The sequence below is a fragment of the Streptomyces sp. NPDC046876 genome (assembly GCF_040645035.1).
GTDB lineage: Bacteria > Actinomycetota > Actinomycetes > Streptomycetales > Streptomycetaceae > Streptomyces.
Map to the genome: position 1 here is coordinate 56,940 of NZ_JBEYXK010000032.1, position 13,124 is coordinate 70,063.

General features: G+C 67.7%; 15 protein-coding genes and 2 pseudogenes. 9 read left to right on the forward strand and 8 right to left on the reverse strand.

The window, feature by feature from the left end:
• Positions 1 to 38 precede the first annotated feature (38 nt).
• Positions 39 to 1,586, forward strand: a complete 1,548-nt coding sequence (mmsA, locus tag ABZ924_RS19110; protein WP_361910707.1) for a multiple monosaccharide ABC transporter ATP-binding protein — start codon at positions 39 to 41, stop codon at positions 1,584 to 1,586.
• A 3-nt stretch (positions 1,587 to 1,589) separates the two neighbouring features.
• Complete coding sequence (mmsB, locus tag ABZ924_RS19115; protein WP_361910710.1) at positions 1,590 to 2,825, forward strand: multiple monosaccharide ABC transporter permease; 1,236 nt, start codon at positions 1,590 to 1,592, stop codon at positions 2,823 to 2,825.
• A 45-nt stretch (positions 2,826 to 2,870) separates the two neighbouring features.
• Here mmsB and ABZ924_RS19120 read toward each other — a convergent pair whose 3' ends face one another.
• From ABZ924_RS19120 to rpmG, 7 genes and pseudogenes are all read right to left on the reverse strand, one after another.
• Positions 2,871 to 3,326, reverse strand: coding sequence for a hypothetical protein (locus tag ABZ924_RS19120; RefSeq protein WP_361910713.1), 456 nt, complete (start codon positions 3,324 to 3,326; stop codon positions 2,871 to 2,873).
• The gene (locus ABZ924_RS19125) at positions 3,305 to 3,715 is read right to left on the reverse strand and encodes a hypothetical protein (protein WP_361910716.1); all 411 of its coding nucleotides are present in this window, start codon (positions 3,713 to 3,715) and stop codon (positions 3,305 to 3,307) included. Before ABZ924_RS19125 ends, ABZ924_RS19120 begins: the two co-directional genes overlap by 22 nt.
• A 321-nt stretch (positions 3,716 to 4,036) precedes the next feature.
• A pseudogene (locus ABZ924_RS19130) lies at positions 4,037 to 4,228 on the reverse strand (sodium-independent anion transporter); the annotation flags it as partial.
• 413 nt (positions 4,229 to 4,641) lie between these two features.
• The gene (gene rpsR / locus ABZ924_RS19135) at positions 4,642 to 4,878 is read right to left on the reverse strand and encodes a 30S ribosomal protein S18 (protein WP_361910719.1); all 237 of its coding nucleotides are present in this window, start codon (positions 4,876 to 4,878) and stop codon (positions 4,642 to 4,644) included.
• A gap of 68 nt (positions 4,879 to 4,946) precedes the next feature.
• Positions 4,947 to 6,098: a GTP-binding protein gene (locus ABZ924_RS19140; RefSeq protein WP_361910722.1), complete on the reverse strand. Its 1,152-nt coding sequence runs from the start codon at positions 6,096 to 6,098 to the stop codon at positions 4,947 to 4,949.
• The gene (locus tag ABZ924_RS19145) at positions 6,098 to 6,343 is read right to left on the reverse strand and encodes a type B 50S ribosomal protein L31 (protein ID WP_361910725.1); all 246 of its coding nucleotides are present in this window, start codon (positions 6,341 to 6,343) and stop codon (positions 6,098 to 6,100) included. The genes ABZ924_RS19140 and ABZ924_RS19145 overlap by 1 nt, the downstream gene beginning before the upstream one ends.
• 37 nt (positions 6,344 to 6,380) lie before the next feature.
• Positions 6,381 to 6,545, reverse strand: coding sequence for a 50S ribosomal protein L33 (rpmG, locus tag ABZ924_RS19150; RefSeq protein WP_361910728.1), 165 nt, complete (start codon positions 6,543 to 6,545; stop codon positions 6,381 to 6,383).
• Between the two features lie 68 nt (positions 6,546 to 6,613).
• On the opposite strand from rpmG, the gene rpmB reads away from it, so the two are divergent.
• The 4 genes from rpmB (at position 6,614) to ABZ924_RS19170 (ending at position 8,780) form a co-directional block, all read left to right on the forward strand.
• Positions 6,614 to 6,850: a 50S ribosomal protein L28 gene (gene rpmB / locus ABZ924_RS19155; protein WP_361910731.1), complete on the forward strand. Its 237-nt coding sequence runs from the start codon at positions 6,614 to 6,616 to the stop codon at positions 6,848 to 6,850.
• Positions 6,850 to 7,155 carry a 30S ribosomal protein S14 gene (rpsN, locus tag ABZ924_RS19160; protein WP_361910735.1) on the forward strand — a complete coding sequence of 102 codons (306 nt, stop codon included), beginning with the start codon at positions 6,850 to 6,852 and terminating at the stop codon, positions 7,153 to 7,155. Before rpmB ends, rpsN begins: the two co-directional genes overlap by 1 nt.
• A gap of 587 nt (positions 7,156 to 7,742) precedes the next feature.
• Positions 7,743 to 8,312, forward strand: coding sequence for a hypothetical protein (locus tag ABZ924_RS19165; protein ID WP_361910738.1), 570 nt, complete (start codon positions 7,743 to 7,745; stop codon positions 8,310 to 8,312).
• Between the two features lie 69 nt (positions 8,313 to 8,381).
• Positions 8,382 to 8,780, forward strand: a complete 399-nt coding sequence (locus ABZ924_RS19170) for a hypothetical protein (protein WP_361910741.1) — start codon at positions 8,382 to 8,384, stop codon at positions 8,778 to 8,780.
• Positions 8,781 to 9,485: 705 nt separating this feature from the next.
• Here the strand turns inward: ABZ924_RS19170 and ABZ924_RS19175 are convergent.
• Complete coding sequence (locus ABZ924_RS19175) at positions 9,486 to 10,640, reverse strand: hypothetical protein (RefSeq protein ID WP_361910744.1); 1,155 nt, start codon at positions 10,638 to 10,640, stop codon at positions 9,486 to 9,488.
• Positions 10,641 to 10,985: 345 nt separating this feature from the next.
• Here ABZ924_RS19175 and ABZ924_RS19180 point away from each other — a divergent pair, with 345 nt between their 5' ends.
• From ABZ924_RS19180 to ABZ924_RS19190, 3 genes and pseudogenes are all read left to right on the forward strand, one after another.
• Complete coding sequence (locus tag ABZ924_RS19180) at positions 10,986 to 11,375, forward strand: hypothetical protein (protein ID WP_361910747.1); 390 nt, start codon at positions 10,986 to 10,988, stop codon at positions 11,373 to 11,375.
• Positions 11,362 to 11,982, forward strand: a pseudogene (locus tag ABZ924_RS19185) (caspase family protein); the annotation flags it as partial. The gene ABZ924_RS19180 and the pseudogene ABZ924_RS19185, both read left to right, overlap by 14 nt.
• Before the next feature lie 402 nt (positions 11,983 to 12,384).
• Positions 12,385 to 13,124: Hsp70 family protein (locus ABZ924_RS19190; RefSeq protein WP_361910755.1), on the forward strand; the 740-nt coding region annotated here is incomplete at its 3' end.

Genomic DNA, 13,124 nt, shown 5'->3' on the forward strand with positions numbered 1-13,124 from the left:
CGGGCACCGCGCCGCCCCGACGATACGGACGCACAGCCATGGCCCGACCCGTTCTCGAAATGCGGTCGATCAGCAAGACGTTTCCCGGGGTGAAAGCCCTCTCCGAGGTCAACCTGACCGTCGCCGCCGGCGAGGTGCACGCCGTCTGCGGTGAGAACGGCGCCGGCAAGTCCACCCTGATGAAGGTGCTCAGCGGGGTGTACCCGTACGGCGGCTACGAGGGCGAGATCTACTTCGAAGGCACCCCCTGCCGGTTCCGGGACATCCGGGCCAGCGAGCAGCGCGGCATCGCGATCATCCACCAGGAACTGGCGCTGGTGCCCTACCTGTCCATCGCCGAGAACATCTTCCTCGGCAACGAGCACGCCACCCGGGGCGTGATCAATTGGCACCGGACGCTGACCCACGCCGCCGACCTGCTCCGGCAGGTCGGACTCGACGAGCGCCCGCACACCAGGGTCGCCGATCTCGGGGTGGGCAAACAGCAGTTGGTCGAGATCGCCAAGGCACTCGCCAAGAAGGTCAAGCTTCTCATCCTGGACGAGCCGACGGCCGCCCTCAACGACGAGGACAGCCGCAAGCTGCTCGACCTCATCCTCGAACTCAAGGCCCGGGGCATCTCCTGCATCCTCATCTCGCACAAGTTGAACGAGATCGCCCGGGTCGCCGACGCCGTCACCATCCTGCGCGACGGGCGGACCATCGAGACCCTCGCCATCGGCCCCGCGGGCATCTCCGAGGAGCGGATCATCCGCGGCATGGTGGGCCGCGACCTGGAGCACCGCTACCCCGAGCGCACCCCTGAGATCGGCGAGGTCGCCTTCGAGATCGAGGACTGGAGCGTCCGGCATCCGATCGACCACCGGCGCAAGGTGGTCGACGGGGTATCGCTGAACGTCCGGCGAGGCGAGATCGTCGGCATCGCGGGTCTCATGGGCGCCGGCCGCACCGAACTGGCCATGAGCGTCTTCGGCCGCTCCTACGGGAGCTGGACCGGCGGCCGGGTGCGGCTGGACGGCCGCGAGATCCGTACCCGGACGGTGCCGGAGGCGATCGGACACGGCATCGCGTACGTGACCGAGGACCGCAAGCAGCTCGGCCTCGACCTCAACGCCGGCATCAGCCGCAACATCTCGCTGAGCGCCCTCGGCAAGGTCGCCCGGCGCGGCTGGGTCGACCGGCACGAGGAGGCCCGGATCGCCGAATCGTTCCGGCGGACCATGAACATCAAGGCCCCCTCGGTGTTCGCGGAGACCGGCAAGCTCAGCGGCGGCAACCAGCAGAAGGTGGTCCTCAGCAAATGGATCTTCGCCGAGCCGGAGGTGCTGATCCTCGACGAGCCCACCCGGGGCATCGACATCGGCGCCAAGGCGGAGATCTACACCGTCGTCGCCCAGCTCGCCGCCCAGGGCAAGGCAGTGCTCGTCATCTCCTCGGAACTCCCCGAACTCCTGGGCCTGTGCGACCGGATCTACACCATGGCCGCGGGCCGGATCACCGGTGAGGTCAGCCGTACGGAAGCCACCCAGGAGTCCCTCATGCGACTCATGACCATGAGTTCGGCATCCCCCGACAAGCAGGTGTGAGGCATGGCACAGACCAAGACCACCCCGGACTCCACGCCCGGCACGCCGGAGACCGGCCGACGGCCTTCGGCCGGTGCCGTACTGGCCGGCGCACTGCGCGGCAACCTGCGCCAGTACGGGATGCTGCTGGCGCTGGCGCTGATCGTCCTGCTGTTCCAGTTCTGGACGGGCGGCATCCTGCTCCAGCCGCTCAACATCACCAATCTGATCCAGCAGAACGGTTACATCCTCATCCTGGCCATCGGCATGATGATCGTCATCATCGCCGGGCACATCGACCTGTCGGTCGGATCGCTCGCCGCCTTCGTCGGGGCGGCCGCGGCGGTGATGATGGTCGCGCACAGGACTCCCTGGCCCGTGGCGCTGGCGGCCGCCCTGCTGATCGGTGCTCTCGCCGGAGCCTGGCAGGGATTCTGGATCGCCTACCTCAGGATCCCGTCGTTCATCGTCACGCTGGCCGGCATGCTGCTGTTCCGCGGGGGGACCCAGATCCTCTTGCAGGGCCAGTCGGTCGCGCCGTTCCCCAAGGGCTTCCAGAACATCAGCAGCGGCTTCCTCCCCGCGGTCGGCCCCCACACCGACTACCACAACCTCACCCTCCTGCTGGGCCTCGCGGTGCTGGCCGTCGCGATCCTGCAGGAGGTGCGCGAGCGGCGGCGGGCCGCCTCGTACGGGCTGCGGCCGCTCCCGGCCGGGCTGTTCCTGGTGAAGCTCGGCGCGATCACCGCGGCCGTGGTGGCCTTCACCCTGCTACTGGCCAGCTACCACGGCGTGCCGATCGTCCTGCTGCTTCTCGGCGTCCTGCTGGCCGTCTTCGGATACGTGATGCGCAACTCGATCCTCGGCCGCCACACCTACGCCATCGGCGGCAACGAGGCGGCGGCGAGGCTGTCCGGAGTGAAGAGCAAGCGGGTCGTCTTCCTGGCCTTCGTGAACATGGGCGTCCTCGCGGCCCTGGCCGGGATGGTGTTCGCCGCTCGGCTCAACGCCGGTACGCCGCAGGCCGGCATCAACTTCGAGTTGGAGGCGATCGCCGCCGCCTTCATCGGCGGCGCCTCCGCGAGCGGCGGTGTGGGTACCGTCCTCGGTGCGCTCACCGGCGGTCTGGTGCTCGGCGTGCTGAACAACGGCATGTCGCTGGTCGGCGTGGGCACCGACTACCAGCAGGTGATCAAGGGCCTGGTCCTGCTGGCGGCCGTCGGCTTCGACGTCTACAACAAGCGCAAGGGCGGAGCCTGACGCCCTGCCGTTGGCCGCGCGGGCTTCACGGGGGGCGTGGAATTCTCATGAGTAGCGCCTCGGTTCGCCGGGGCGTTCGAAGTAGAAGCCCCGCGGCCCTTCAGGTTCCGGGGAACCGTCACACAGGCTGGACCGGCCCCCGCCTTCCACCAGAGCGCTGCCGTCAAGGACGGGTTTGCCGTCGAAGCGCCGCCCGACAGAGCCGAACAGGTGCGTACCGCGGCCGAGCCGCATCAGCCCCGCGACCACGTGCCACGGCGGGACGGGCAGTCCGCCCGACACCAGGGGAACGAGTAGGAACAGGTTCCTCTTCTCCCGTGCGCTCGGGCCGGTCCACAGCGCGACGATCACTGCCGCGTCCTCCGGCTCGGGAACACAGCCGCGGACGTAGTACGGCTTGGCAATGGGAGTGTCCGTGTAGTGCCAGAGGGCTGCGGAGACAGCACGCTGTGCGCGGGCGAGGCAGCCCTCGGAGCAGGTCAGTTGACCCATGACGGACATTTCTGCATCCCTCGGCAATAGGCCGTGATGACTCCGACCTTCCCCTTCGCCCCGGGTGCTTCGTACCTGCCGTCGTCTGTGGTCTTGGCGTAGCGGACCTTGACCACGAGGTCGACCTGGCGGCCGTTGTTGATGGCCGATCCCCAGTACTCGAGGTTGCGCTGCTGGTCGGACAGCTTGTCGGGCTTGCCATTGAGGGCGGCGTTGACGAGCCTGCAGCTCGTGATGCCGTGCGGCCGGGAGAAGTGCTGCCACCCGAGCTCGGGGTTCCCCGTCCGCGTGGGGATTCGACGGCTGTCCCAATCCTTCTGCACGCACTTCTCCGTCGTGTCCCAGGACTCGAGCGGGGCGCCGGCCGGGGCGGCTCCCAGCAGCGCTGCGACAGCCACCAGCACGGCCGCCCTCTGTAAAGGAGCAGTGATCATCCACCAAGGATCCCGGCCTCCTCGCCGATGCGTACATGGGCCGCAAGTACATTCACCCGAATGCTTCGACGCGGCGTGCTGGTTCCCGCATTCGGTTGTCCACCCGAGATGGGCGCGGCCGAGCACGACCCGATACCCCCGCCCGCGAAACCCAGGGGTTCGGGGTCATCGATTCAGGGCCGTCCGGTGCCCGTGCGGCCCCGGCGAGCGCGCCGGGGCAACACCGGCGGGAACCGCGTCCCGGTCATCGACCAGAGGCGAGGTCTCAGTTGGCTTGTTGCCATCGCGGTAGGCGGCAACGGCAGTGGGGAGGGTCGGGTAGATCCGGTCCGGCCCCACAGCTGGTGTGAGCCCGTAGGCATCGAGGGGCTTGCGGAGGTCGTGTTTGACGCGGGCCAGGGCGAAGACGATGCTCCGCTCCGCGAGTTCGGTGGGCAGGGCTTCCACGGCGTCCAGGGCGGTGATGTCGACCTCGACACCCAGGTGCCCGGGCCGCAAGGACGCCGTCATCGACACCCTCGGCTACGGCGAACTGCTCGGCCGGCCCCGGATGTTCCGCCCCGACACCCGACGCCTGGGCGCCACCGCCACCCACGACGTGATCGCCCTCGAGTTCGACGCCGCCGTATGGGAGCTGTGCAACGAGGACTCGGCCGTCGGCCGGTCCGTCTCCACCGCCGTCGCGGCCTGTGCGGGTCGATACGCCACGCATACCGTCCTCCCTGCACACGAGGGAAGCGAAATGGCAATCACTTGGATCATCCCCCCACACGGCCAGGCCCTCCAGCGGACCCCGAGCCCGCCTGCGGACGGACCGGATGAGGCAGGCAGCCAGGGCGCGTACCCAATGGCTGCTCGGCCTCCGGAAGTCCCGGTCCGCCCGAATGCCGTCAGCGACCGGCGTACGGCAGCAGGGCCATCTCGCGCGCGTTCTTGACGGCGGTGGCGAGGGCCCGCTGCTGCTGGGCCGTCACTCGGGTCACGCGCCGGCTGCGGATCTTCCCGCGGTCGGAGATGAACTTCCGGAGCAGGTCGGTGTCCTTGTAGTCGATGTAGGTGATCCCGGCCGCGTCGAGCGGGTTGGGCCGGGACTTCACGGGCTTGCGGAGGACGGGGCGTCGGGACATGGCGAGTTCTCCTTGCATGAATGATTCCGTCGGGGCCTCGCCGGCCCGCGAGCGGGTTGTACGGGGTCTCAGGCGGCGTCGAGGAGGGAGTCGAACGCTGCGGGCAGGTGCTTCCAGGCGTCGCGGCCCGCGTTGTACTCCCCGTCCGTCAGCAGGCAGGAGTCGAGGAGCCGCTCCAACCCGTCCCGGTCGAGCCCGGGAGAGGTGAAGACGAGGTGCTGGCAGCAGTCGCCGTGGTCCGGGTGCCAGTCGAGGGCGGCCGCGGCTCGGCGCATGGGCGGGACCATCTCCCAGGCCGCGTCGGGCAGCGACGCCAGCCACGGCCCGGCGCTCTCGACACACAGGGCTCCGCCCGCCGCGTCCCAGGCCAGCAACGTGTCGGGCCGGTCGGCGAGCCAGAACCGGCCGCGACTGCGGGCGGCGGCACAGCACAAGTCCTCCAGCGCCTGGTAGAGGCGTTCGGGATGGAACGGCCGGCGGCGGTGCCAGACCAGCGTGGTCACGCCCGCCTCGTCCGCCTCCTGTGGCAGGAGCGCGCAGGCGGGATGCTGTGCGGCCGCGGCCGCCTCGACGTCGAAGCCGGCGAATGCCACCTGCGCGAGCTCACCCGAACCGGCGGGTACGCGAAGGGCGGTGGGGTGCAGCTGCGCGAGCAGTGCGCGGTCCTCGTCGTCGGCCTCGTCGCTGTCGACGACGGCGAGCACGGGCGCGTACTCCAGCTGACGGGCCCAGGTGTCGCCGACGGTCCGCTGGTCGGTGGGCGCCGCGGCAAGGCCCGCTTCGGCCAGATCGTCGCCGTTGGCGAGGTACGGCAGGACGAGCGCGGGATCCACGGCGGTGATCACGTTCGTCAGGACCAACTCGTCGCCGGCATGGGCTGCCACCACCTCCGCCATGGCCTTCGGCTCGACCGAGTCCCACAGCTCGACCACGGCGAGCCGGGTCAGGCCGCTGCCGGCCAGCCGCTCCAGTTCCGGGACGAGGTCCTCGCGCAGTGCGCAGCACGCGCAGTCGTTGACCAGCGGCGCCTCACCGTGCGACAGGTCGCCGGAGGCGTCTCGGATGAGGCGGCGGACGGCGCCGTCGACGGCCCCGGTGAGGTCGTGATGCAGCGCCACACTGCCCGGTACGGAGCGCAGGAGGTCGTCGACCACCTGTCTGCGGGCGTCGGCGTGGATCCCGGCGACGATCACGACCGGAAGCTTGCGCCCTTCCTCCATCACCGCGCTCCGTAGCGGCGCTGGAACTTCTCGACGCGGCCGGCGGTGTCGAGAACGCGAGCGGTGCCCGTGTAGAAGGGGTGGCTGGCGGAGGAGATCTCCACGTCGACGACCGGGTAGGTGTTGCCGTCCTCCCAGTCGACGGTCTTGTCGCTGGTCATCGTGGAGCGGGTGAGGAACGCGGTGCCGGAGGCCGAGTCGCGGAAGACGACGGGCCCGTAGGCGGGGTGGATTCCGGGCTTCATGGCAGGAACCTTTCGAGGATCGGGCTGTTTGCGGGGGTCAGCGCTCTTCGCGGAAGTCGACGTGTCGACGCAGGACGGGGTCGTACTTGCGCAGCACCAGCCGGTCGGGGTCGTTGCGCCGGTTCTTGCGCGTGACGTAGGTGAAGCCGGTGCCCCCCGTGGAGCGGAGCTTGATGATCGGGCGGATCTCGTTGCGTGCCATGCCGCTACTATATGACACTGGTTTTCATTACCAACACCGTCCCCACCCGAGAAAGGGCACCGCCCCACATGTCCGCTCACTGCCAACTGACCGGCGCGAAGCCGGGATTCGGCAACTCCATCTCCCACTCGCACCGGCGCACCTCGCGCCGCTTCGACCCGAACATCCAGCACAAGCGGTACTGGCTGCCCAGCGAGGGACGCCACGTACGCCTGACCCTGAGCACCAGGGCGATCAAGACGGTGGACGCGATCGGCATCGAGGCCGCCGTGGCCCGGATCCGGGCCCGAGGAGGGAAGGTCTGATGGCGAAGAAGAGCAAGATCGCGCAGAACGAGAAGCGCAAGGAGACCGTCGAGCGCTACGCCACCAGGCGGGCCGAGCTCAAGGAGATCATCCGCCGCCCGTCCTCCACCACTGCCGAACGAGAAGCCGCCCTCACGGAACTGCGCCGGCAGCCGCGCAACGCCAGCGCCACCCGAGTCCGCAACCGCGACAGCGTGGACGGCCGCCCCCGCGGCTACCTGCGCAAGTTCGGACTCTCCCGAGTGCGGGCCAGGCAGCAGGCGCACGCGGGATTCCTACCCGGGGTGACCAAGTCATCCTGGTAAGGCCCCCCAACAGCACGCCCAACCGGTGGGAAGATCCGGACACACAGCCGTAACCACCTAATAAGAATGGTTACCATTAAAAGTCAAGGTACGTCCGTCCGTGTGCGGCACCTCTCAGGGCAGGCAAGCGGGGCCTGAAGGGGGGCCGCACGCGGACGCTCGAAAGGCCGAGCGGCCGGGGCGGCTGTCTCCGCGGCGACAACGGGCGGCCCGACGGTGATCCTGCGCCAGGACCTGCTCGCTCTACGGCGGGACAGGAAGGACGTCCACGTTCTCCTCGCCCTCCCCCGGAGGCGGGCACCTTGCCTTTCCTGTTGCAGCTTTGGCGCAGCAGGATCGGGGCGGACAGCCTGGAAGACCACGATGACTGCGCCTCGGTCGTCGCCGCCGTCGACCCAGAGGTCTTCTTGACTGTCGGCAGGTTCGGATATTCGGGTGTGCGGAATAGGGCTGTAATCCAGCTCTGCTGCGGTTCACACCCCGTTGGCTGGGTGGCTTTGTGCTGCCTCGGTGACCGAGTCGATCGCGGCCGACTTGGCCGTCGCACCTCGCGGTAGCCTCTCACCATGAGCCATGAGCCATGAGCCATGAGCCATGGGGAGGGTGAGGGCGCGCTGGTTCTGGCGGCGCAGGAGATGCTCGCCGGAGGGCAGAGCGACGAGGAGGTCTTCGCCGACCTTGCCGCGAGAACCGGCAAGTGGGGCGTCTGTGTGTCGGCCGTGTGCTTGGCCTTGGGTGTGCCCAAGACTGACGCCGAAGCCCGGCTCCGCCAGGTCGAGCCACTTTTCGCAGACTTCGCGGTGGGTGAGGAGGAGGACCTCGCCTTCGTTCTCAGGTTCGGGCACGTCTTCATCGTGGACCGCGTGCTTGACGAGAACGAGGAGCACATCCGCGACCTGCTGGGAACAGCCGCCGGCGCCCGCGGAGGCTATCCCGGAAGTCTGCTCGCATGCTTTCGCACCGGGGAGCTCACGAAGGTCTTCCTCTACTTCACCAAAACCCAGTTCCGGGACGAGCGGGGCTCACCGCCCGACTTCTGGGCCGCGATGACCGCGGCAGGCGAACTCCTTGTGAGCCAGGACAGCCCGGACCACGAAGAGGTGACTGCGGGGCTGGCACGATGCCGCGCTCAGGCTGCAGCCATCGGTGCGAAGTAGCCATACGGCTGCGAGCAGGCCACGCCAAACCCTGTAGCGACGGCCGCGTTCTCTCCCTACTGTCGCCGCATGGCCACCGAGGACGAGAACCCAAGTCAGCCCGACATCAGCGCGATGCTCAAAGGCCAGACCAGTACCTGCAAGGCAGCACGCGACGCCATCGCCGCCGGCGGCGAGGTCGTGCTCTTCGACGGACGGCCGCCTCACTGGATGGTCTTCGGCATCGCTGCGACAAGGCTCAGATGGTCGTTGAAGATCGGCCTGACGACCCTCGGCCTTGACGAGACCGTTGAGATCCTCCGCGCTCGGCACCGCGACGAGCTACTGCGTACCGGCAACATCGTCGCAGTAGACAGATCTTGGTTCTTCACCCTGTACTTCGATGCCACCGGGACCGAGCTCCTGGCGTGCAGCGGTGTCAAGAACGAGCGTCCCCCGCGCAGGGACGCTCAGAAGCTCCAGCTGTAGAGGCCGCAACCCGTGCTCACCGCAGATTCCGCGAGGCGAGACCTCTCTCCCCATTACCTTCTTGGTGGCCCCGCAATGGGGTGCCCGGCCTCCTGGGGAGGACCTTCAGGCGCGCTCCGCGGGCGGCATGGCTGAGGTGCACACCCGCTGGACCGGAAGTGTGGTTGTGGGCACCATGTGCCCCTGATCTGGGCCTTCCTATGGTGTGGCGACACGGAAACGTCCCCGTCCCCCTCCGGAAGTGGTATCCATGGCCGCCTCTGCCACACCGTCAGCCCGCCCCGGGAACATCAGAAGAGTCGTCGCCGCCAGTCTCATCGGGACCACCGTCGAGTGGTACGACAACTCATCCGGTAGAGGCTGAACGTTGAACGCGCCCCAACCCCAAGGCTGATTCCTACTGCGGACTGCCTCTCGTGCCCGGAGGCGCGTGGGTGTAGGCGATGGCGCCGGATCAGGCCGGTTGTCGGCGCCCGCGCCTTGCCCCCGTCCGACCACCAAGTCAGCGGGTCTGGGTGATGGTGAGGCAGCAAGCGGGCGGTGTTGCCTGCCGACAGCATGGTCCCGATGCCACCCGAGCCCTGGCTTGGTTCGAAAGGGAGGATCGAACGAATGGCTGCTCGCTGAGTCGCGACTGCTCCGGTCCCCATCGCCGAGTGCCGCAGCAGGCGCGTCATACAGACGAGGGCCTCCCGGCAACCCATTTCAACTCGCCACTCCAGCCCAGAACCGTGCTTCGAGGTCGGAGAAGAACCGCCGAATGAACGACAGGTCTTCCCTGGCATCACATATTTCCATGCCTCCGAAGCGGAAAACCTCGTACCCCTTGAGTCTGAGGGCTCGGTCCTCGGCGGCCATCTCCGAGTAGAGGTCGGCGGCCACCTCCCACTGCCCGGATCCCGGAGGCCTCTCTCTGGCGTAGTGGTGTTTGCCGTCAACCTCGATCACGATCCGGACACCACCAGGGAGGAGCAGCAGAAAGTCCATGCGCTCGCGGCCGAGCCGGCGGGGTTTGTTCAGCGCCTTCCGCTGCCGCTCGGTGAGTGGGTCGAAGTGAAGGTAGACCTGCGGCAGCAGGGCGGGCTCCTGCATGGCGTTGGCCCCGGCGTAGCGGCTACCGAACGCGTGAAACAGGTACCGCTCGGCGTCCGAGCCCAGCGATGCCTTCAGTCGCTCAAAAAGCGACAGAGCTACGGTCCGGTCGTCCGCACCGTCCATGCCGTTCCGCTCGCGCCACCAGTGGACGAGCTCGCCCCAGGTCAGGCCGGCGTCAGTGAGGGGCCGGTCGTAAACGAGGCAGGCGTCGGCGTCTTCAACGATCTCGATCGCGCCATCGATGACCTGACTCATCACGATCTCTGGCTTGAAGCCCGTGGACGCGAAGATGATGTTTCTGGGCTGCCCGTCCACCCCTCGAAAGCCCCCCATGACTTCATGGGCGTCCAGTTCGTCCAAGGCCGCCCAGACGGGTGCGAAGAGCGTGCTGAGGTAGCCGCGACGAGCTGCCCAACCGCCTCCTCCGCTCATGCCCTGGCCACTCCAGTAGCCCTGGAACCCTCGGAAGTCGCGGAAGGGTGGATCGAAAGGAATGCCGAGTCGGCGAAGCATGGCCTTGAGACACCTGATCGCCGCTGCGATCTCCTCGTCATCCAACTGCTGCTCGCTATCGGTACCGCAGTGCTCCAGCTCAGAGTGCACGAGAGACGAGAGGCCCTCGGCCGCATCACGATCTGGAGTGCCTTCGAGCGGAGCCTTCCGCAGACGCTCCATGAGTTCAAGTTCGAACTTCTGGGCGGTCAGGGGCGTCCCCCAACCGCCGACACCGGTGGTGACGGTACGGAAGAAGTCGCTCGCCTTCATGGCGCCAGGCTACTGACACGCGCTGACAGCACAGGCCCACAGCGACTACCTACGGCACGGATGAGCCTGTGATAAGCCCTGCGGCTCCCCACCGGACACGCGATCTGATCGACGTGAGGGCCCTGAGCGAATGGTCTCTCCTTCCTCTTCTTCGTCATGCACAGGCCGGTGTCCTTCGGATCTGGTGGACAGCAGCGCTGGACATGAGGTCCCTTCGTCGGTCGGATGGCGAGCAGACTATGAAGGCGTCGCCTCGCGTTTTCGCCACGCGCACTGCCCTTTCACCCACCGCGGTGCCGCTCATCGCCTACGCTTAACTGGCATGTAGATCGTCTTGGGGGGCACATGGAGTCTCGCGTCATCGTCGAGGGGACTGATCCGGCGGTCGTCGCCTCGCACCTCCACTCGCTTTCGACGTGGCTAGGCCACGAGGACGAGTTGCGCGGCCGGATTCGTCTGGTGGAGGGACGGATCGATGCCGAGGAGCTGGGTGGCCTCCCGGAGGCTCTGGTGGTGGCCCTCTCTGCGGGCGGGGCGGCCACAGTCCTGGCCCAAGCCTTGGTTGAATGGGTCAGGCAACGCACCATCGACGTGACCGTCAAGGTCGTCAGAGCGAACGGCGAGAGCCTGGAGGTCCAGCTCAGCCGTGTCAAGGCGGCGGACGAGACTGTCGCCGAGCTTCGCTGTTTCATCACTCAGGAGCAGCCGAGCGCGCTTCCCGATGCGTCTTCCTGACGGTGAGCGCTCCCGGGTCGTCCTGATTGGCACGGCGAACTACCGGGTCGACCCCGAGCTTCCCGACATCCCCTCGGTACTGAACAACCTCGCCGACTTGGCAGATGCCTTCGTCTTGCCGTTGCATGGCTGGTCCACCTCGCAGACTTGCGAGGTCATTCAGGACCCGCATACTCAGGCGGAGTTGGCAGCCAGGCTCCACGAACTCGCCTCGCATGCGGAGGACCTGCTGCTGATCTATTTCGCGGGCCACGGCCTGCTGGACGCCAGCGGGGAGCTGTTCCTCGGCTTGGCAGGGACCAGGCGCGGCAACCTCCTGCGGTATTCGGCGATGCCCTTCGACGGGATCAGGGAGATCGTCAGGAGCAGCCCCGCACGCAACCGGGTCGTCATCCTCGACTGCTGCTTCTCGGGGCGTGCCGTCGACACCATGGGGGACGCCGACACGCTCGCGCTGGACCAGATCGAGATAGGCGGGACCTTCACACTCACCGCCACCTCCGCAGGCCGGACCGCGCGCGCTCCTCTGGGCGAGCGCAACACCGCCTTCACAGCAGAATTGGTGCGGCTACTCAAGGAAGGCCACGACCAGGCACCGCTGGATCTCACGCTCAGCCGGATCCACCAGATCCTCTATCAGCGCCTCCGGAGCAAGGGACTACCCAAGCCACACGCCAAAGGCACCGACACAGTCGCCGACCTGGTCATCGCCCGCAACCACAGCTATCGCCCCCCGACCACGAGCCAGCGCTGGATGCGGGCTGGGGAGCAAGGACAGGGGGCGGTAAGGCTACTGCTGGATGACGAGGAACTACTTGGGCACAGCGGCGATCCCGCCGCGGCGGCCCGCCGGTACGGGGAAATCGCAAGCCTGTTGACCCGGTTGTACGGAGCAGACTTCGACGACGCGAGGGCTGCGGAGGTGAGCCGACTGGTGTGGGCGGAGTTCGCCGCAGCGAAGGCCGCCTCCGCTCCGACACCAACTCCACCACACCGCTCCGGGGGACGTGTGGTCGGCATCGACCTGGGCACCACTAACTCCGTCGTCAGCGTTCTCGAAGCCGGCGAGCCCACCGTCATCACCAACGCCGAGGGTGCCAGGACCACGCCGTCCGTCGTCGCCTTCGCCAAGAACGGCGAGGTCCTCGTCGGCGAGGTGGCCAAGCGCCAGGCGGTCACGAACGTCGACCGCACCATCCGTTCCGTCAAGCGCCACATGGGCACTGACTGGAAGATCAACCTGGATGGCAAGGACTTCAACCCGCAGCAGATGAGCGCCTTCATCCTGCAGAAGCTGAAGCGCGACGCCGAGGCGTACCTGGGCGAGAAGGTCACGGACGCGGTCATCACCGTCCCGGCCTACTTCAACGACTCCGAGCGTCAGGCGACGAAGGAGGCCGGCGAGATCACCGGTCTGAACGTCCTGCGGGTCATTAGCGGACCGGCCGCCGCCGGCCTCGCCTGTGGCCTGGACGACGAGGACGAGGACGAGCAGACCATTCTCGTCTTCGACCTCGGCGGCGGCACCTTCGACGTGTCCCTCCTCGAGATCGGTGACGGTGTCACCGAGGTGATGGCCACCAACGGTGACAACCACCTCGGTGGTGACGACTGGGACCAGCGCGTCGTCGACTACCTGGTCAAGCAGTTCCAGAACGGCCACGGCGTCGACCTGTCCAAGGACAAGATGGCCCTGCAGCGTCTGCGCGAGGCCGCCGAGAAGGCGAAGATCGAGCTGTCCTCCTCCAC